Annotated in this window: 20 protein-coding genes; 9 read left to right on the forward strand and 11 right to left on the reverse strand. The window is 45.5% G+C overall.

The window, feature by feature from the left end; genetic code table 11:
- Positions 1 to 130: 130 nt before the first annotated feature.
- The 3 genes from QT996_RS01930 to QT996_RS01940 all read right to left on the reverse strand — a co-directional run bounded on the left by QT996_RS01930 (position 131) and on the right by QT996_RS01940 (position 2,856).
- Positions 131 to 373, reverse strand: a complete 243-nt coding sequence (locus tag QT996_RS01930; protein WP_333044197.1) for a hypothetical protein — start codon at positions 371 to 373, stop codon at positions 131 to 133.
- Positions 360 to 1,751, reverse strand: a complete 1,392-nt coding sequence (locus tag QT996_RS01935) for a malic enzyme-like NAD(P)-binding protein (RefSeq protein WP_333044198.1) — start codon at positions 1,749 to 1,751, stop codon at positions 360 to 362. Before QT996_RS01935 ends, QT996_RS01930 begins: the two co-directional genes overlap by 14 nt.
- 709 nt (positions 1,752 to 2,460) lie before the next feature.
- Positions 2,461 to 2,856, reverse strand: a complete 396-nt coding sequence (locus QT996_RS01940) for a hypothetical protein (RefSeq protein WP_333044199.1) — start codon at positions 2,854 to 2,856, stop codon at positions 2,461 to 2,463.
- A gap of 254 nt (positions 2,857 to 3,110) precedes the next feature.
- On the opposite strand from QT996_RS01940, the gene argS reads away from it, so the two are divergent.
- Entirely contained in the window at positions 3,111 to 4,868 is a 1,758-nt protein-coding gene (gene argS / locus QT996_RS01945) for an arginine--tRNA ligase (RefSeq protein ID WP_333044200.1), read from the forward strand.
- Positions 4,869 to 5,146: 278 nt separating this feature from the next.
- Here the strand turns inward: argS and QT996_RS01950 are convergent, their stop codons facing one another.
- The 3 genes from QT996_RS01950 to QT996_RS01960 all read right to left on the reverse strand — a co-directional run bounded on the left by QT996_RS01950 (position 5,147) and on the right by QT996_RS01960 (position 7,105).
- Entirely contained in the window at positions 5,147 to 5,989 is an 843-nt protein-coding gene (locus tag QT996_RS01950; protein ID WP_333044201.1) for a YheC/YheD family protein, read from the reverse strand.
- A gap of 87 nt (positions 5,990 to 6,076) precedes the next feature.
- Positions 6,077 to 6,766 (reverse strand): ImmA/IrrE family metallo-endopeptidase, encoded by a 690-nt coding sequence (locus QT996_RS01955; RefSeq protein WP_333044202.1) that lies wholly within the window; start codon positions 6,764 to 6,766, stop codon positions 6,077 to 6,079.
- A 15-nt stretch (positions 6,767 to 6,781) separates the two neighbouring features.
- Positions 6,782 to 7,105, reverse strand: coding sequence for a helix-turn-helix domain-containing protein (locus QT996_RS01960; protein WP_172189318.1), 324 nt, complete (start codon positions 7,103 to 7,105; stop codon positions 6,782 to 6,784).
- Between the two features lie 254 nt (positions 7,106 to 7,359).
- Between QT996_RS01960 and QT996_RS01965 the strand changes: the two genes are divergently transcribed.
- The 6 genes from QT996_RS01965 (at position 7,360) to QT996_RS01990 (ending at position 11,756) form a co-directional block, all read left to right on the forward strand.
- Complete coding sequence (locus QT996_RS01965) at positions 7,360 to 7,626, forward strand: hypothetical protein (RefSeq protein WP_006634886.1); 267 nt, start codon at positions 7,360 to 7,362, stop codon at positions 7,624 to 7,626.
- 163 nt (positions 7,627 to 7,789) lie between these two features.
- Entirely contained in the window at positions 7,790 to 8,494 is a 705-nt protein-coding gene (locus tag QT996_RS01970) for a hypothetical protein (RefSeq protein WP_333044203.1), read from the forward strand.
- A 59-nt stretch (positions 8,495 to 8,553) separates the two neighbouring features.
- Entirely contained in the window at positions 8,554 to 8,922 is a 369-nt protein-coding gene (locus tag QT996_RS01975) for a hypothetical protein (RefSeq protein ID WP_333044204.1), read from the forward strand.
- A 56-nt stretch (positions 8,923 to 8,978) separates the two neighbouring features.
- Positions 8,979 to 9,956, forward strand: a complete 978-nt coding sequence (locus QT996_RS01980; RefSeq protein ID WP_333044205.1) for a hypothetical protein — start codon at positions 8,979 to 8,981, stop codon at positions 9,954 to 9,956.
- A gap of 76 nt (positions 9,957 to 10,032) precedes the next feature.
- Positions 10,033 to 11,112 (forward strand): hypothetical protein, encoded by a 1,080-nt coding sequence (locus QT996_RS01985; protein ID WP_333044206.1) that lies wholly within the window; start codon positions 10,033 to 10,035, stop codon positions 11,110 to 11,112.
- A gap of 362 nt (positions 11,113 to 11,474) precedes the next feature.
- The gene (locus QT996_RS01990) at positions 11,475 to 11,756 is read left to right on the forward strand and encodes a YiaA/YiaB family inner membrane protein (RefSeq protein WP_333036187.1); all 282 of its coding nucleotides are present in this window, start codon (positions 11,475 to 11,477) and stop codon (positions 11,754 to 11,756) included.
- A 95-nt stretch (positions 11,757 to 11,851) separates the two neighbouring features.
- On the opposite strand, the gene QT996_RS01995 is transcribed toward QT996_RS01990, so the two are convergent.
- The 4 genes from QT996_RS01995 to QT996_RS02010 form a co-directional block, all read right to left on the reverse strand.
- Positions 11,852 to 12,322: a ferredoxin gene (locus QT996_RS01995; RefSeq protein WP_333044207.1), complete on the reverse strand. Its 471-nt coding sequence runs from the start codon at positions 12,320 to 12,322 to the stop codon at positions 11,852 to 11,854.
- Between the two features lie 77 nt (positions 12,323 to 12,399).
- Positions 12,400 to 12,786, reverse strand: coding sequence for a DUF1257 domain-containing protein (locus QT996_RS02000; RefSeq protein ID WP_333044208.1), 387 nt, complete (start codon positions 12,784 to 12,786; stop codon positions 12,400 to 12,402).
- 39 nt (positions 12,787 to 12,825) lie between these two features.
- The gene (locus tag QT996_RS02005; RefSeq protein WP_015176940.1) at positions 12,826 to 13,035 is read right to left on the reverse strand and encodes a DUF2997 domain-containing protein; all 210 of its coding nucleotides are present in this window, start codon (positions 13,033 to 13,035) and stop codon (positions 12,826 to 12,828) included.
- Positions 13,036 to 13,409: 374 nt separating this feature from the next.
- Positions 13,410 to 14,282 carry an ABC transporter permease gene (locus QT996_RS02010; protein ID WP_333044209.1) on the reverse strand — a complete coding sequence of 291 codons (873 nt, stop codon included), beginning with the start codon at positions 14,280 to 14,282 and terminating at the stop codon, positions 13,410 to 13,412.
- A 225-nt stretch (positions 14,283 to 14,507) separates the two neighbouring features.
- Between QT996_RS02010 and QT996_RS02015 the strand changes: the two genes are divergently transcribed.
- Positions 14,508 to 15,836, forward strand: coding sequence for a pitrilysin family protein (locus tag QT996_RS02015; RefSeq protein ID WP_333044210.1), 1,329 nt, complete (start codon positions 14,508 to 14,510; stop codon positions 15,834 to 15,836).
- A 483-nt stretch (positions 15,837 to 16,319) separates the two neighbouring features.
- The gene (locus QT996_RS02020; RefSeq protein WP_333044211.1) at positions 16,320 to 17,348 is read left to right on the forward strand and encodes a C39 family peptidase; all 1,029 of its coding nucleotides are present in this window, start codon (positions 16,320 to 16,322) and stop codon (positions 17,346 to 17,348) included.
- Positions 17,349 to 17,464: 116 nt separating this feature from the next.
- Here the strand turns inward: QT996_RS02020 and nadC are convergent, their stop codons facing one another.
- Entirely contained in the window at positions 17,465 to 18,325 is an 861-nt protein-coding gene (nadC, locus tag QT996_RS02025; RefSeq protein ID WP_333044212.1) for a carboxylating nicotinate-nucleotide diphosphorylase, read from the reverse strand.
- Positions 18,326 to 18,369 lie beyond the last annotated feature (44 nt).

Consider the following 18,369-nt stretch of genomic DNA (forward strand, 5'->3'; position numbering starts at 1 on the left):
GAGAACAAGGAAGTTCGGCAACGAGCCGAGCCGTCTACGGGATTTAACAAATGTAACGGACGGAGGCTGAGGTTGGAGGGAAGAAGGAATAGATTGGAGGGAAGTTCGGCAACGAGCACGCGATCGGGATTTAACGGATGGATGTTGAGGAAAAAGACAGGATGGGGAAACAAAAATGAGTAATAATCAACGGGGAGGACGAAAGAGGGAATGAGAATAAACCAGAAAAATCACAAAAGAAGAAGTACAAAACTGGTACAAAGACCCTTAATTTATACATGGTATCTTCCCTCCCACCTTCTTCCTTCTTCCTTCTTCCTTCTTCCTTCTTCCTTCTTCCTTCTTCCTTCTTCCTTCTATTAATCGCGGGCAATACCTTCGGATCGGGCGGCCAACTGAACTGCACCGGCGACAGCAATGGCAACTCTTTCGTCAAAAACCGATGGTATAATGTGTTCTTTGTCAAGCTGGGAAGGACTGACTAAAGAGGCGATCGCATAAGCTGCTTCCAAATACATAGTGGTCGTAATCGTGGCAGCTTTGCAGTCCAAAGCACCTCGAAATATCCCCGGAAATGCCAAAACATTGTTAATTTGATTCGGGTAGTCGCTACGTCCGGTGGCAATGATCGCCGCATCTTCCATAATTAATTCGGGCTGAATTTCGGGAATGGGATTTGCCATTGCAAAAACAATTGGATTCTCGGCCATCGAACGCACCATCGATCGGGTGACTACCCCAGGGGCGCTGACTCCTAAAAATACATCGGCACCGGCGATCGCATCTTCCAAAGTACCGCTCGAAGGCACGGCAAATTCTAGTTTTTCTGGGTTCATATCCGTGCGGTCTTCGGAGAGGACGCCTTTGGAGTCGCACATGATGATGTTTTGGGCACCTGCTTTACGCAGCAACCGGGCGATCGCGACTCCGGCCGCACCGGCTCCATTAATCACGATACACACTTCTTCTATGGTTTTTTTGACAATTTTTAAGGCATTAATTAATGCTGCCAAACTAACAATCGCCGTGCCGTGCTGGTCGTCGTGAAAAATGGGAATATCTAAGGTTTCCCGCAATCTTGCTTCGATTTCAAAGCAGCGGGGAGAAGAAATATCTTCGAGGTTAACGCCACCAAAAACCGGGGCGATATTCTGCACTGTACGAATAATTTCCTCGGTATCTTGGGTGTTCAAACAGATAGGAAAGGCGTCAATCCCAGCAAATTCTTTAAATAACATGGCTTTGCCTTCCATGACTGGCAGTGCGGCGGCAGGACCGAGGTTTCCCAGTCCCAAAACTGCGCTACCGTCGGTAACAATGGCAACAGTGTTTTGTTTGATTGTGAGGTTGTAAACTTGTTGGGGGTCATTGGCGATCGCAGTGCAGATGCGGCCGACTCCAGGGGTGTATGCCATTGCCAAATCTGACTGGCGTTTGAGGGAAATTTTGCTAACTACGCTGATTTTTCCGCCGCGGTGCAAGTTGAAAGTGCGATCGTACACATCGATCACTTTGATATCCGGCAGCGCTTTCACTACTTGCAATATTTCTTCGTTGTGTTCGAGGCTGTAAGCATCGACGGTGATATCACGAATGGTAGTGGCGCGGGTTTGCTCGATCAAGTCGATTTGACCGAAATTGCCACCGACAGATGCGATCGCGCTGGTGACGCTTGCCAGCATTCCCGGCCGATTCGGCAGAGCAACCCGAATCGTTAAACTAAAGCTGGGGTTCGGTGTCAGTTTTACCATGATTCCTTGATTTCAGATTTGAGAATTTCAATCTTAGATTTTATCGCCAATATTAGGCATAAAATTTAATAATTCAAATTTTCAACGGAAATTTTTAACAAATTCTATGAGCCTGTGATCCCATCGCTCTGCCAAGGGTGCCGCTGGGAAACTCATCTTTTTTTGAGTAGAGCTTTGCTTTGTGTATAGCTTGTGACGCGCTCACAAACAACTTATTTTCTGTCAATTTTCCGGTCAACCGCGAATATGAAGCACGGGGGTACAAACCCGGTTTTTGAGGTCAAGCGGCGCAACTGTTATCTATTTTTGAGAATATTTCTGCTTATTCTGAACATGAGCAGATATTTCGCAAAACTATATTTTCCAGCGATATCGCCTCATTCCTGCTGCTGTCTTTTGAAGCGAGACACCCAGGAGAGTTGATGCGGCTTTTTGGTGGCCGACTTTGGGGGAACAAAAGTAGATGCACGGCTGTTTTAGCCGGCAGGTAAAAATGAGATCCACTCAGAAGCGGGCATTTGATATATATATTGCCTGCTTGTTTAACACTTGCCAAGGATTGCGAGTGCAACCTTGCTGCGCGATCTAATTACCTGCACGTTTTACCCGATAATTCCCGCGACTGTAACTAACAGACAATCTACCCCGGGCCGGCACAGGCACAGGTTCAGCCGAACCGTGCTGAGTTGCTGCTTGCTAAGTGTCAATTTTATCGATCGGCCGCAGCATCGGCACATATAATTGTAAAGAATTTGCAAGCCAGACAATCCGGGGGAACTTTTTCTAAGTCTTGCAGATCGACCGATTGCTCTGCCTCGCTGCCGGGGGGAAGTATGCACAGGGCAACTTGTCCGACTCCTGCCATGAGTTCGGCAACTCGCTCCAAAATACTGTCCATTTTGTCAATTAGTTGCTCTGCTGCATCGAGACTTGGCGCGATGATGAAAAAGGTTTTGACTCCATCGGGACAGGGAGCGAAGCCGAGGTTACAGTCTCGTAATAGTGCTTGGGTGGAGAGACTGAAACCGTCGTAGAAGCGAGCGATTACTGCTTGATAAAAGGCTTGGGTCAGAGAGCGATCGCCAAAAATAGGTTGAGATAACATAACTACTTCCTTTCGTAGGATTTTTGGGTGCATTGAAAAAATTTTAACATACCTTAATGTAAGCGATTTAACAAAATGATCTAGCGATCGAGATCATGGACTTGATGTGATAATTTTTAATTTGTGTAGCGATCGCAACTGTGATAAAATGTAGTCTGTGTTAGCGCTGCCAGTGATAAAAATCGCATCAGCAGCAAAAGCTCAGTAAAAATACATAAGTTAAAAAGACTAAGTATTAAATCACAATATTAAAGATGAACTCGATAGCCCAACAGTTAAAAGCAAGATTTGAAAAAGCATTCACCGCTGCATTCGGGGAAAGTTATGCAGGTACTGATCCGATGCTAGCCGCCGCCAGCAATCCCAACTTTGGGGACTTTCAGTGCAACGCGGCGATGAGTTTGGGGAAAAAGTTAGGAAAGCCCCCACGGGCGATCGCCTCGACAATTATCGAAAACCTAGATATTACGGACATCTGCGAAACGCCAGAAATCGCCGGGCCAGGTTTTATCAATTTGAAGCTGAAACCGGCTTATTTGGAAGCGCAAATTAGTGTGATCGCCGGCGACTCGCGTTTGGGGATTGAACCGGCGAAAACGCCTCAGACAATCGCGATCGACTTTTCGAGTCCGAATATAGCCAAAGAAATGCACGTCGGACACTTGCGATCGACAATCATCGGAGATGCGATCGCCCGCACCCTCGAATTTCAAGGCCACGACGTACTCAGAATCAACCACATCGGCGACTGGGGCACCCAATTCGGAATGCTGATCGCATACTTGCGCGAAGTTCACCCCGAAGCCCTCACAACCGCTGACGCCCTAGACTTAGGCGATTTAGTCGCATTTTACCGCCAAGCAAAACAGCGCTTTGACACAGACGAAACCTTCAAAGAAACCGCCCGCCAAGAAGTAGTAAAACTGCAAGCAGGCGCCGAAGACACCCGCCGCGCTTGGAAATTGCTGTGCGATCAATCGCGCCGCGAATTCCAAGTAATCTACGATTTGCTCGATATCAAATTAACCGAACGCGGCGAATCATTTTACAATCCATTATTGCCCGCAGTAGTCGAAGATTTAACCAATCTAGGTTTGCTAGTAGAAAGTGACGGCGCAAAATGCGTTTTTGTAGACGGTTTCACCAACAAAGAAGGCGAACCCCTGCCGCTAATCGTCCAAAAAACCGACGGTGGCTACAACTACGCCACCACAGATTTAGCAGCAGTGCGCTACCGCATCCAAAAAGACAATGCAAAGCGCATAATTTACGTCACCGATTCGGGACAAGCAAACCATTTTGCCCAAGTATTTGCAGTAGCCCGAAAAGCCGGTTGGATTCCTGAAGATGTAGAAATTGTCCACATTCCCTTCGGTTTGGTATTGGGAGAAGACGGCAAAAAACTCAAAACTCGTTCTGGGGAAACGGTGCGGTTGCAGGATTTGTTAGATGAGGCGATCGTCCGCACACGCCAAGATTTAGAAGACAGATTAAAAGCCGAAGAAAGACAAGAAACTGAGGAATTCATTGCTAACGTATCTCGAACAGTTGGTTTGAGTGCCGTTAAGTATGCCGATTTAAGTCAAAATCGCGCCAGCAACTATATTTTCAGTTACGACAAAATGCTCGCATTGCAAGGAAATACCGCTCCTTATATGCTGTATGCTTACGTGCGCGTGCAGGGAATTCGCCGCAAAGGTGAGATTAATTTCGATAATTTAGATGCGGGTGCGAAAGTGATTTTGCAATCAGATGCCGAGTTGGTATTGGCAAAGCATTTATTGCAGTTGAATGAAGTTGTAAATGCTGTTGGCGGCGATTTATTGCCGAATCGGATTTGTCAGTATTTGTTTGAAGTGAGCCAAAAGTTCAATCAATTTTTTGAGCAATGTCCGGTTTTGAAAGCTGAGGAACCGTTGCGGACTTCGCGGTTAATTTTGTGCGATTTGACGGCGAGGACTTTGAAGTTGGGTTTGGAGTTGTTGGGGATTAAGGTATTGGAAAGAATGTGATATAAAGTTTGTAGGTGTAGGGTGCGTGAGAGCAATAAATATTTGAATCTAGATGATGAGACTATTTGCAATCACGCACCTCCGCAAGCTTTGAACAATACCGATGCAACCGGAAATAAGATAATTTTAACCGCTGATAAACGCTGATGAAAGAGGATGGGATAGGGTGAGAATTTATTCCCAAGTTCCCTCTAGTTCTAACATTTCTGATGTCATGGCTTTTACTTTTTTTGAAACGCGGATTTAGTTAATTGTAGCGCATCTCTAAAATCTAGCATTTACGGCTTTTTGTTAACAATCAAGCTCTCCAAGATGCCTTTAAACATTTTTACCACAATTTGGCGATCGTTATCTCTTATAAATATATCGTAGTTGGGAGTTGAGTTAATTTCTATTAACCAATATTGTCCCTTTTTATCGAGCCCGATGTCAAGCCCAGCATAATTAATCGCCATTTCAGCAAAAACAGGTTTAACAAAATCTTCAATCTCAGACATGAGATTGGGGTTAATTATATGTTTGGCTTTGGCACCTTCCCAGTGCAGCGGGCTTAAATTTCCCGCAAATTTAGCCTGAGATTTGTCTTTCTCGTACAGCAAAACTAGCTTTTCTTTGCAGAAAACAGCCCGATATTCGTGGGCAATTTCGATATATTCTTGAGCTAGGGCCACATAGTCATAATCTTTGCTGTTGACGTTAAATATATTTTCTAGGGCTTCTTTAATTTGCTCTCTCGTTTCACACAAAAAAACATTGTTGCCACCAGCACCGCGATTTCTTTTGAGAATCACCGGGAAAGCGAATTTTTTGTTTACTTCTAAAACTATTGATTCAATATCTGGGAAACTCAAATACTTTTTATACTTCTCCTCGCAGTGAGGTGAGACAAAACCGAGAGTTCTAGGAGTATTTATTTGCCCGTTTAAGAGTTGATAAGTATATTCTTTGTCTTTAAAAATCTCTGCTAGTGACGCGCTGTTAAATGGCGTCATGTAATTGACAAAATAATATTCTTCGCCGCCCTGTTTAACTCTAATCAAGTTTTGGGAAGGATGCAGGATTTTGTAAGGGATATTTAATTCCTCACAAGCTGCCAGCAGGATTTCAATATTGGTTAGCATAAAATGTAACTTAATTAAAAATTAATTTTAAAGATTTGAGAGTTTAGAATCGCTTCCAAATCTCAAACCTCAAATTCTATCGCACTTCTATCCAAACAATCGCTGCTGCCCGTTTGCCGCATCTTTCCCGGCATAAATCTCGCGCGTTCCCTTGGGAATATAAATCCAATCGAATTCTTGTAAGCGGTTTGTTAAATTGGAAATGCTCACTCCCAATTCATCTCTCATTTTGTATAAATGCGACCACTTAGTTAAATCACGTCCCCGTCTTTTTTCCTCCAAAATACACCGAGGCATCAACAAACAGCTTGCAAAATATTGCGCTTGCCATTCGATCGACAAAACCTTATTATCCGCACTCGCACCCCGACAAACAAACGGTTCCTCGACATCCTGGGCGGTTTTTCCTTCATTCCCCAAGTTTAATTCCAACTGTTCCACAGTGCCGTCTGCTTCGTCTTGATTGACGTGTAACACCCAGTGTCCGATTTCGTGGGCGATCGTCGATTCGATGAAGCCCGGCGGTTTTTCGAGAATCTGTTCGTTGATTTCGATTAACCGCTGCTGCGGCAAAATCCTCGCCGCGATCGCACCTTCTTCATCCGGCTCAATGCACTCCCAAACTACGCCCAAATCCAGAAAATCAGCAACCGTTGTCGCATCAAAAGGCCATCTCGGAGCAAAATTTTGCGTTTTCTGCATCTGCATCAAGATGTCATTTGCCAAACGCTCGATCGTTTCTTTGGGATAGAAGCAATACGGTTTAAAAATACTCACTATGAGGGGCCTCTCTTACGCTTCAAAAGATTGTTTGAGCCAATCTGGATTTTCTTGCATCCGGCGGAAAAGAGCCTGCATTTCCTTCGGATTCTGCTTCAGCAGCGCTTCGTACTGCTGCGGCAGTCTCCCCGCCAGGAAAATCAATTCCTCTTCGTTTATGTCTAGATTCCGCGCTAATGCTCGAATTACGTCCTCTTTGGGTGCATAATCCGCTCGATCGTTCTCCAACTTCGACAAATAAGTAAAATCCACACTTAGCATAGCTGCTAGCTCACGTTGTGAGTAAGCTTTGTCCTTGCGAGCTTGACGGATCAGTCTTCCAAATGTTTGTTCCACGGTTTTTCGCCTCCTGACAAGCATTCTAGCCTGTTTTGATGAAAAGTTCAACAAAATACTTGACGGGAAAATCAACCCGCGCTACCATGATGTTAGTTGACGGTTTAATCAACCCAGGAAGCCTGACTGGTAGGGTTAAGGGTGCAAATTAGCCTAGCTCACACGCTGCATATAGCGTCGTCAACTTCAGAGGAGTGAGAAGCGCTGGGCGTCAAAACGCTTGTACGCAGCAAATAAGGAGGAGCAGATCGCAAATGCTGAGAACCTGGACAGACACGCATTACAAGCTCGAAGACGATGACTGGCTATACATCGCCACCCACGAAGAACAAAGCTCAGCCTCACTGGTTTGTCCCGGCTACGCGCGGGATGGCGAAGGCTTCAGCATCCACTTCACCCCAGCGCACTTAGAAACGTTAGAGCATTTGCTCGCCGCGCTGCGGATTATCAAAGCTCAACAAGAGGCGATGCTTGAGTATACCTATCCCGAACCAAAAGCGACAACACATCTCATTAGGTAATGGAAGGAAGAAGGAAGAAGGAAGAAGGAAGAAGGAAGAGGGAAGAAGGAAGAGGGAAGAAGGAAGAGGGAAGAAAAATAATTCGATTGTTGTAAGTTCCCAATTCCCAATTACCGATTCCTAATTGTCAGAACATAAATCAATAACTAAGGAAAAACGAACAATGACTACTAAAACACAAGAAAGACCTACATTTTCAGTGTTTGGTGCCAAACCGAGCAATGCTTTGCTAGTACCCGAAATCCCGATCGCAGTACGTAACAATTGCCAGGCCGGCCAGTGGACAATTGGCGATTCAGACTACGGTTCCAAGTGTTCCATGACAATCCTCAAATTCTCCAAATTCTTCGGTTCCCTCGGTCAAACTTCGCACACACTGTGGGGTCAACTGTGGTTTGTCGCAGAAAGTGGCGAATTGCCGCAAGGAGTTGTCATGGTGACATATATCAAAAACCGCAGCTTGAACGATTTCAACCGCTTGGTAGCATCAGTTCAATCTCGCGGCGTAGAACCGGCTACCGGAATTTTTGTTCCAGAATTTGTCAAGCATTCCGGTCAGAAACCAGACGACAGCGGAGTAGTAAAACCGATAAATTACTACAGCTTGAAATGGTCTTGGAACGAGCGGAAAGATTGGGCAGTTATCGACCAAGCCGCAGCAGTTTTGTCAGATTCTAGCAATCAATCGCGGATGATTGACTTAGAAGGAACAAAAGCTATGGTGTGTTTAGATAACCTGCCGGCGCAGCAAGTTGCCTGCTTGATGGCGGCTCACGCTGGCGGGGAAAGCGATGCTATTGCTTTGAATTCCAACGGCGGTATGTCGCTACCGCCAGCCGAAGACAAATCTACTGCTGACTTGTTCTAATTCTGTTGTAAAGGCGCGATTTAATCGCGCCTTTACCATAACTGTTACCACAGACTGAAATGAAGAAATCAACCAAGCTTAAAACCAAACCAAACCTGCAAGAAAGCCGTTTGAAAGAGAATCTTGAGCTGCTAGACCAAATTCGGACAGATGCAGTAAATGACATCGAAAGTCTCACCGAAGACTTCCAGCACATGACTTTAGTTGCCGAATCGGTTCAGCGGAATTACCGAGCTTTGTTAGCCGAAAATCAATTGCTAAAAGGCGCACTTTTGAGTATAATTGATGAGTGCGATTGCTGGGACGGAAATCGGTGCGATCGCTGCTCGAAACTTCTCAAAACTCTAGCCAACGACAATCCCGAAGAAAAACCCGATGCCACCAAAAAATACCGATCCATTCTCAGCCAACTCCGAAACTTAGAATAACTGAAAACCTTTCAGTCACAAGTGTCGAAAAGTTATAATCAGGAGAAGCAAACATTATGACAATAGCAACTGCCAAGGATAGCAAAGCCCAAATTTTGCAAAACTTTCAGCAGATTTTAGCAGACAAAAAAAAGATCGAATCCAAAGTCGAAACCAAAGAACAATCAGCCGAAAAAGCCAAAAACAAACAACTCCTCGAAGTCGCTTCCACCTACACAATTGACAGCATCGTCAAAGGCTTGGCTGACTTGCAATTAGATTTCGGCAGCATCATCAGCGGACTTTCCGAAAAACTGAAGGCGGAATCTTCCAAATTAGACGAATTAAAACGCGCGATCGAAATAGAAGCCGAGCAATTGCAAGAGTTGCAGCAAATTAGAGTTGTAGCAGACGCCCTCCACATTTTAACTCAAGAGCACCGAGAAAAATTGACCCTGCTGGAACAAAACGCTGCTAACCAACGCGAAATTCTAGAAAAAGACACGACCCAAAAACGCAAGATTTGGGAAAAAGAACAGCAAGAATTTGAGGCGGCAGTTCAAGAAGAGGCTGCACTCATAACTAAAAAGCGCCAGGAAGAAACAGCAGATTATCAATACGAATTACAGCGCACTCGCAAAATCGAAACCGACGAATACGAAGAAACGAAGCGTAAACTAGAACGGGATTTGCAAGAATCTACCCGCGAAAAAGAAAAAAATTGGGTGGAACGGGAAAAAGTCCTCAGCGACAATCAAGCGGAGTTTGAAGAGAATCAAAGAAAAGCCGCCGGATTTGAAGAAGAACTCAAACAGGCTTATGTCAAAGCCAAAGAAGAAGCAATTCAAGAAGTTTCCCGCGAAGCTAAAGTCAAGGCAGATTTAGTGGAGAAAGAGTGGGAAGGAAGCAAGCAAGGATATGAATTGAAAGTCCAATCTTTACAGCAGACAATTGGGCGACAAACCGAACAAATCGCCGAAATTTCCGCGCAACTGCAAGCCACGATGAAGCAAGCGCAAGATTTAGCAATGAAAGCTTTTGCCAGCAAAGCTTAAAACCCAGTAGGGTGTGCAATACACACCTTACGAAAAAATGACATAAATTTTCCCAACACTTAAGGAATGAAAAGTCATGAACAAAAGAGTTAGCGACAAAAGCACCAAGGCTGAAATTTTAGAAGCGTACAAGGAAGTAGCGCAAGAAAAAGCGCAGCTAGAATCGCAAATCCAACTATTAAACGCTTCTCAAAAGCAAACAGCAGTCCCAGAAAAACCTCTTGTGGAGGCACCAAAATCAATGGCTTTAACTCAAAATCAACACAAAATGCAGTCCACAATCGACAATTTGATTTTGCTGCAATTTAGCTTTGGTGGCGCTGTCAGCGAGTTGTCGGAAAAATTAACTTCCGAAGCTGCTAAAGTCGAAGAATTGCGCCGCACTGTGGGCGAGGAAATTCAACAACTGCAAGAGTTGCACAGTTTAGAAGATGTTGCAGAAGATACGCTGGACAATTTAATTCAACAGTACGAAGAAAGCGCCAAAACTTTTGCTGGCGAGCTCAGCGAACAGCGCGAAACTGTTGAACAGGAATTGTTGGAACGCCGACAAGCTTGGGAAAAAGAGCAGGAACTGCAAAAGTTGGCCGTTAAAGAACGCAATGAGCATCACCAAAAAGCTCGTGAGCGGGATGAAGAGTTGTATGATTATGATTTGAATCTTCAGCGAAATCTGGACATCGAAGAATACGAACAGCGCCAGAAAATGCTGTATCAAGAAATCGAAGAGTTTCAGCAAGAACAGGAGAAACAGTGGGCGGAACGCGAAAAATCTATTTCGGAACGGGAAAAACTTTATGCTGAGGTGAAAGCGAAGGTAGAAGCTTTCCCGAAAGAACTGGAAGCTAATATCAAGAACGGGAAAGATAACGGTCGCAATATTGGCAATTATCAAGCTAAAGTTAAGGCGGATTTGTCTGCTAAAGATGTTGAAGGGCAAAAGCAAAATTATGAACTGCAAATTCAAGGGATGTTGCAGACAATTCAAAATCAAGATGAGCGCATTGCTAGCTTGTCAAAACAACTGGATTCTGCTTTGAAACAGGTTCAAGATTTGGCGGTGAAGGCTATTGAGGGTGCATCGAATTTGAGTTCTTTCCAAGCAGTCAGGGAAATTGCGATCGAACAAGCGAAGACTCAGCAGAAAAATAAGTAAATAAAACTCGGCGGTTGAAACTGGGGCTACAAAAACGAACTAGATAAGACCCGGCGGTTTCAACCGCTGTCGAGAGTCAAACGAAGTCTGCGGAGGGCGACTGGGAGAACTAAGGTGCTCTTCGGCGCACCTTACGCTATTTTGAGAAAAAACTGGCTTTCCTTAGTGGAGTTTTCAAACTGTCCACTCGCTGCGAGTCTTTCTTGAGCCTCAAACCCTATCTACAGCGTTAGAGTTTTTAGTAAAAAGTTCGATCGCACTGTTCACTTATCGAAACTGTCCCTTCCTCTCCTGACCGCTCCACTCAGGCTATTTATTCTTTAAGTTAATCAACCAAAAGATATATTTGACTTAGAGGCACTATGCAGAAACAAATCATACGCCAAAAAGATACTAATGCTTGGATACTTCAGTGCTGGGTTTCTTTTATTCTTGCCCTTTCGGCAACTACTGTAGGTATCATTTATTTACAGGTAGACCCCTGGCAAAAAGCTTTTATGGGTATGGGTTTAACTTTTTCTGTCGGCTCGTCTTTTACTTTAGCAAAAACCATTCGCGATAACAACGAGGCAACAACATTAACTGCCAGAATCGACGAAGCTAGAGTTGAGAAAATTCTCGCTGAGCACCATCCTCTCAAATAAACTTGAATTATACAATCTATACAAAAAACAGCCCGCGCGGGCTGTTTTTGTTGTTTGAGCCACAGGTTTCAAGCTGTGGATGTGAATTGGGGACTTCAATGGCTACCTTTGAACTTACGATCGCGCAACTTATTCTTTTGTCGCTGGCGAATACCGGCCTTAACCATCGCAAAATCCACCGGAAAACCAACGACAGGAATCACCTGATCCTTGCGTTCTTCTTCCAGATTCTTGAGTTCGGTGTAATCAACCCAATGAATGCAATTCACGGGACAAGTGTCGATCGCCTCAGCAATCAACTCTTCAGAATCCCCGTCTTGTCGAACTACGCGCGATCGACCGTAATCCGGTTCAATATAAAAAGTATTGCGAGCAACGTGAGCGCAGTGCTTGCAGCCAATGCAGGTAATCTCATCAACATAGACACCTTTTTGGCGCAACACGCCGCCCAACTCCGGTTCCAAACCAGAGCGATCGGGCGCATCCCGCAAAAAACCTCCCAACTCCGGCTCTAAACCAGAGCGATCAATTGCTGTATCTATTCCGAGTCCAGAAAGCTCAGACATTTAGACCCCCACAATAGTAAATAAGTCCGCAGCAGCGGACTTTGATGAGACAAGATTGCAAAAAGCTCGCAAAATTATTAAGCGCACCAGCGCTGCACCACCAAACGGATAGAACCGTCTTGATTTTGCTTTTGCTCAGAAACTTGGAAACCCTGCTTGGCGCTTTCATTCACTACAGTATGGTAAGCGTAGCGCTGAGTCACCTTATTCAGAAAACGGTCTACAGACCAAGCTTGCTGCCAAAACTGCAAGTCAGCCACCAATTCATACTCAGTCCCGTTCCAGCTAAAACCTACGTCGTAGCCGTTTTTTTGCTCAATCACGACCTCAGCGGTGCTGGTTAGGCCGCGATAGCCACGCACCTCAGTTGGACCCGACTTCCAGTCGATACCCAAGTCAGTTAAAGCAGCTTCCAAAGAATTCAAATTGCGGATCTGGGTCTTAATTTGGCTAAAGTGTGACATGGTGATTCCAAAAAAAATTAAGTGAACTCAACAAAAAAATTACCAATCGCTAAAAGCCACTTGGGCCGTCGCTTCGGCTGACTGATGCAGCGCTTGCGTGAAATATTCAGATGTTGACTCTTGGTGAAGCACCACGCCGAGCTGAGCTTCAATTGCAGCCGTTACCTCAGCGCAGGAAGCACCGACAATGCCGGTGACTGTTTCCTGTACGCGGCCATCTGGATAGATCACAAACTCTAGTGTTTCCATAATCCGGGCTGACTGAATAGGAATATTGAGAACAGACACCGACACCAGCAAGCCAGGGACGATGCCTCCTGAAGTAGCTTCTTGAGAGTTGGCTGACTGACAAAGCGCTATATCAATTTTGACTAATTGATAGGTTTTGAGTCACAACTTAACAGAAGTTATTAATAGGTAGAAGCAATACATCAGTTGTATGTAAAGTTTCGCGTAGATTGTGACAGCAGTCAAGTCACTATATATGTAGATTTTAGATTTTAGATTTTAGAGTGAGGAAGAAGGAAGAGGGATGAACCGCAGAGGGCGCAGAGGGAAGAGGGCAGAAGGTAAAAGCCAGAAAGAAGACAAAAGGCAAAAGTATAAATTCCCCCACTCCCCCTCTAATTCCCTCTGGGGTCTAAAACGTCTCGCAGGCCATCCCCCAAAAGGTTGAAACCAAGAACAGTCAAGGTAATTAGCAAACCTGGAAACACGATCGTCCAAGGAGACGAAAGAGCGTATCCGCCCTTAAAAGCATCAGAAAGCATCGTCCCCAACTCAGGAACCGGCGGCTGTGCGCCCAAACCTAAAAAACCCAAACCAGCAGCTTCTAGTGTCGCCGTACCAGTCGAAAGAGTTGCTTGTACAACTAGAGGCGCGAGACTTCCCGGCAAAATGTGGCGAAAAATAATCCGTAAGTCGCTCGCGCCCAAGGCTTTGACAGCCAAAACAAATTCTTGTTCCCTCAGAGACAGCACCATACTGCGAGTTAAACGGATGTAAATCGGAATTTGCACGAGGCTGACAGCGATAATTACGCTTTGCAGGCTCGGCCCGGTGACGGTAACAACGCCGATCGCCAGTAAAATCGAAGGAAAAGCTAACAAAATATCCGCCAAAGTGCCGATCGCAATTTCCAGCAACCCCCGAAAATACCCCGCCACCAGCCCCAAAAGCGTTCCCACAATTAAACCCGCACCCACAGAAACCAGGCTAACAAGTAAAGAGATCCCCAATCCGTGCCACACCCGCACCAACAAATCTCGCCCCAAACCGTCGGTGCCAAACCAATGTTTAGCGCTAGGAGCCACCAAGCGCGACAAATAATCTCGATCGACCGCCGAATCGTAAGGGAAAAGTAGGGGGGCCAACAGTGCCGAGCTCATCAGCGCTACAGTCAAAATTAAGCCGATTTTCCCCGAAGTCGATCGCCAAAATCGTTGAAAAGCTGCTTGTGGAAATACTAAGTTTTTGTTCAATCTTTGATTTTCCATCTTTTGCTGTCACCAAAAAAACTGAGGACTTGGGCAACTATTAGGATAAATTAACGCTCGCGATCCCAGAAATACGTTAACAAGACTTCCTCCAGGAAAACCAAAAACTCGGTGCGTGCATTTCCGTCCATATCCCATTGCATTTATCGCCCCAAATGCCCAATGCCTGAGCTCTTCCTTAAAGACCCTTTAAGATATAGAGAACAAGATAAATATAAAAGCACAATGACATCAACCTTAGTCAAAACCTCAGCCCGATCGCCCCTCAACGCCCCAACAATCCGCCATTTCCCCAACGGCCTCACCGTTATAGCCGAACACTTGCCGGTCGATGCTGTTAACCTCAGCGTGTGGCTCAATTTAGGCTCAGCCGTCGAACCAGACGACATTAACGGGATGGCTCACTTTTTAGAACACATGATTTTTAAGGGAACTCCGAGCATTCCCAGTGGCGAATTTGAGCGCGCGATCGAGCAGCGCGGCGCTGTCACCAATGCTGCCACCAGCCAAGATTACACTAACTACTACATCACCACAGCCCCTAAAGATTTTGCCGAACTAGCTCCCCTGCAAGTCGATGTGTTGCTCAACGCCAGCATTCCCGACGACGCCTTCGATCGCGAAAGGCTGGTAGTCTTAGAAGAAATTAGACGATCGGAAGACAATCCCCGCCGCCGCACCTATCAGCGATCGATGGAATTAGCATTTGAAGTCCTGCCCTACAAGCGACCGGTACTCGGTCCGACTGGCGTAATCGAACAGTTGACAGCGCAACAAATGCGGGATTTCCACAGCAGCAGATATCACCCAGGGGCCATGACAGCCGTAGCTGTAGGCAATTTGCCAGTCGAGCAACTAATAGAAATTGTCGCAGACAGTTTTGCAGCAAAAAGTACAGCACAAAACAACAAAATAAACGTGCCTGCTGTCGGCAACTTTCACCCAGAACCCGAAATTCTGAACTACGGCCAAGAATCGCCGTTTACAGAAACAGTCCGCCGCGAATTTGTAGACTCTGCCCTTCAGCAAGCCCGACTGATCGTGATGTGGCGAGTGCCAGGTTTCATGGAAATGTCCGAAACTTATGCCCTGGACGTTTTGGCGACAATATTGGGTCACGGCCGCACAACTCGCTTGGTTCAGGATTTGCGCGAAGAAAAAGGCCTAGTGTCGTCAATTTCGGTCAGCAACATGACTCAGCGACTCGGCGGCATCTTCTCGATTTCCGCTCAACTACCGACAGAAAACTTGCCAGCAGTGGAAGCTGCGATCGTCCAACACATCCGCACTCTCCAAACCGAACTTGTGACAGATGCCGAAATTTCCCGCATTCGCACCCAAGTAGCAAATCGGTTTATCTTTGGTAACGAAACTCCGAGCGATCGAGCAAGTTTGTACGGTTACTATCAGTCGATGGTAGGAGATATCGCTCCCGCCCTCAACTATGCCGCCTGCATCCAAGCTCAGACTGCCGAGGATCTCCGAGAAGCCGCCGTCAAATATCTGTCTCCCGACGCAATGGGTGTTGTGGTAATTCGCCCGGACGAAGCATAAATCTGACTTCGACTCAACAGGGGAATTCTGCCATCCCTCTGGTTTTGAGGCATCCAACAGCATTCGGCATTCTGCCGAAACAATGTCAACGGGCACCAGGGATTTTTAGTCAATAGTGCGTGAAATTCGATCGGCTCTCGCCTTGAAGGTTTTGTATCAAATAATTAATATGAAGCCTTTAAGGTAGGGACGATCGGCAAAATTACCGTAATTTTATGAGACGATAAACTGGGAATTTTTGACGAGCAAGCAATTTAGTCGAGGGAAACCGGGTTTATCGGCGATCTAAAATATAAAATTTAAAATTTAAAATCTAAAATATAAAATCGAGTGATCGGCAAAATTACCGTAATTTTATGAGACGATAAACTGGGAATTATTGAGGAGCAAGCAATTTAGTCTAGGGAAACCCGATTGATCGGCGATCGTAATTCTAAAATCTAAAATCTAAAATCTAAAATCGATTGACAGGGGCACGCAAGCATGAAACTACAAAACTTTCTCAACTCAAAAATTAGGTACGATGCCAAAGCAATCGCTGCTGACGACGAACTCAGTGGCCAAATTCAAAGCCGCCTCATTGACCTGGGTTTACTCAAACCTCCCGTAGACGCAATTTTTGGTCCTCTCTCTACCGCCACCCTCCACCGATTTCAAACTCTGATGAAGTGCGGCGAACCGGGTTTTTTGGGAGCAGTCACAGCCAAAAAGCTGATTGAAACCAAACCAGAGGAGATTCCCACACATCCCCTCATCCTGAAAACGCTCAGAGACACCATTTTTAAATCAAAACCGCTGGCGTCTTCTCAACTTCAGGACTCGGAAAAACAAGTAATACCAGCCGGAAAAGAGTTTGAGATCTTGGCTTTTGCTCCGGCTCGCGGTCACATCAGAGTTGCTCTCCGCAACGAGTCTTTCAAAGGTTCAGGAATTTGGTATGTTTTCGGAGCACACGCTCAAATTACTCAAGACACCGTTCTGTTTTTTCCGAAACCGAATCCCCCAACTGTCAGGCTTGGCATTCCTTATCACTCGCAAATGGATAACTTGAACAATCCTACAGGTTCTTGCAATGTAACTTCATTAGCGATGTGTATGGACTTTTTGAAGGTGCCACGGCGCAAACAAACCGGGCAATATGAAGACGAACTCTACGAATATGCGATCGCCAAAGGTTACAGTCGCTGGGACCCCTACGATTTAGCAAAGATTGTTAGAGATTACGGCGCTCAAGATTTCTTTACCGAGAATGCAACTGTTGATGACGTTCAAGATTGGCTAGCCACCGGAAATCCCGCTGTCATCCACGGATATTTCACGTCTTTCGGTCACATTATAGTTGTCGCAGGCTACGACAGCGAGGGATTCTTCGTTCACGATCCCTATGGCGAGTGGTTCCGAAGTGGCTACGATACAAGTGTCAGCGGTGCTTACTTGCACTATACTTACCGCTTAATCCGCAGCCTCTGTATGCCTGACGGGAATTTTTGGGTTCATTTTATCTCCAAGTAATTGGAAATTGGGAATTGGGCATTGGGCATTGGGCATTGGGAATTGGGCATTGATTATTTGTTGGTTATTCACACCAACAAATAATCAACAGTCAACAGTCAACAGTCAACAGTCAACTAACTATTAATTTTCATACTCAAATCCAGCCAAGTCGATCGCGTAATCGGAGCACTGGTAGAAATATAGTCAACTCCGGTTTCGGCTACACTTCTAATTGTTTCTAAAGTAACATTGCCGGAAGCTTCAATTTTTACCAGATCGCTCTTTTGGCGAATTATTGCCACAGCCTGCCGCATCAAATCAAAGGACATATTATCTAACATGATAATATCCGCTTTGTGCTGCAAAGCTGTTTCTACTTCAGCCAGAGTTTCGGTTTCTACTTCGATTGTTAGCGGATAGGGGATAGAATTGCGAATTAGGGCGATCGCCTCTGCAATTCCCCCAGCCGCCGCAATGTGATTGTCTTTAATCATCACCGCGTCATCTAAGCCCATCCGGTGATTGCAAGCACCGCCGACTTGAGTTGCGTATTTTTCCAACAATCTCAACCCCGGCGTTGTCTTGCGCGTATCCACCAATTGCACGGGCAAATCGGCTATTTTGTCAACATATTTCTGAGTTAAAGTAGCGATGCCGCTCAAACGCATTGCCAAGTTTAATGCTACTCTTTCTCCGGTTAGCAGGGCGTCGAAATTGCCGGAAATCTCGGCGATTACTTCTCCTTTTTCGCACAGTTTCCCCTCTGGTACTTGGGGGATGAAACTGAGGCTGCTGTCTAAAAGTTTAAATGTGCGATCGGCAATTGGCAATCCGGCAATGACTCCCGCTTCTTTGACAATCCATTTAGCAGTACCCTGCATGCTGTTTGCGGGAAATAAGGCCGATGTTGTGCGATCGCCCCTACCGATATCTTCGAGTAGCCAGTTGTGCAATAGGGAGTCTAAAACTATCCAAGGCGGTAATATTGCTGTCATGTTTTTGTTGGTTGTTATATCAAGATCATATCTACTAGGAAGAA

Origin of the sequence: Microcoleus sp. S13C4 (assembly GCF_036700865.1) — a bacterium.
In the GTDB taxonomy this organism is placed as follows: domain Bacteria; phylum Cyanobacteriota; class Cyanobacteriia; order Cyanobacteriales; family Microcoleaceae; genus Microcoleus.

Bases quoted from the DNA above. Each gene is read 5' to 3' on its own strand.
- QT996_RS01940 (WP_333044199.1), bottom strand. From the start codon at position 2,856: ATGTTATCTCAACCTATTTTTGGCGATCGCTCTCTGACCCAAGCCTTT.
- QT996_RS02005 (WP_015176940.1), bottom strand. From the start codon at position 13,035: ATGGAAACACTAGAGTTTGTGATCTATCCAGATGGCCGCGTACAGGAA.
- QT996_RS01980 (WP_333044205.1), top strand. From the start codon at position 8,979: ATGACAATAGCAACTGCCAAGGATAGCAAAGCCCAAATTTTGCAAAAC.
- QT996_RS01995 (WP_333044207.1), bottom strand. From the start codon at position 12,322: ATGTCTGAGCTTTCTGGACTCGGAATAGATACAGCAATTGATCGCTCT.
- argS (WP_333044200.1), top strand. From the start codon at position 3,111: ATGAACTCGATAGCCCAACAGTTAAAAGCAAGATTTGAAAAAGCATTC.
- QT996_RS01965 (WP_006634886.1), top strand. From the start codon at position 7,360: ATGCTGAGAACCTGGACAGACACGCATTACAAGCTCGAAGACGATGAC.
- QT996_RS01985 (WP_333044206.1), top strand. From the start codon at position 10,033: ATGAACAAAAGAGTTAGCGACAAAAGCACCAAGGCTGAAATTTTAGAA.
- QT996_RS01950 (WP_333044201.1), bottom strand. From the start codon at position 5,989: ATGCTAACCAATATTGAAATCCTGCTGGCAGCTTGTGAGGAATTAAAT.
- nadC (WP_333044212.1), bottom strand. From the start codon at position 18,325: ATGACAGCAATATTACCGCCTTGGATAGTTTTAGACTCCCTATTGCAC.
- QT996_RS01975 (WP_333044204.1), top strand. From the start codon at position 8,554: ATGAAGAAATCAACCAAGCTTAAAACCAAACCAAACCTGCAAGAAAGC.
- QT996_RS02010 (WP_333044209.1), bottom strand. From the start codon at position 14,282: ATGGAAAATCAAAGATTGAACAAAAACTTAGTATTTCCACAAGCAGCT.
- QT996_RS01970 (WP_333044203.1), top strand. From the start codon at position 7,790: ATGACTACTAAAACACAAGAAAGACCTACATTTTCAGTGTTTGGTGCC.
- QT996_RS02020 (WP_333044211.1), top strand. From the start codon at position 16,320: ATGAAACTACAAAACTTTCTCAACTCAAAAATTAGGTACGATGCCAAA.
- QT996_RS02000 (WP_333044208.1), bottom strand. From the start codon at position 12,786: ATGTCACACTTTAGCCAAATTAAGACCCAGATCCGCAATTTGAATTCT.
- QT996_RS01935 (WP_333044198.1), bottom strand. From the start codon at position 1,751: ATGGTAAAACTGACACCGAACCCCAGCTTTAGTTTAACGATTCGGGTT.
- QT996_RS02015 (WP_333044210.1), top strand. From the start codon at position 14,508: ATGACATCAACCTTAGTCAAAACCTCAGCCCGATCGCCCCTCAACGCC.
- QT996_RS01990 (WP_333036187.1), top strand. From the start codon at position 11,475: ATGCAGAAACAAATCATACGCCAAAAAGATACTAATGCTTGGATACTT.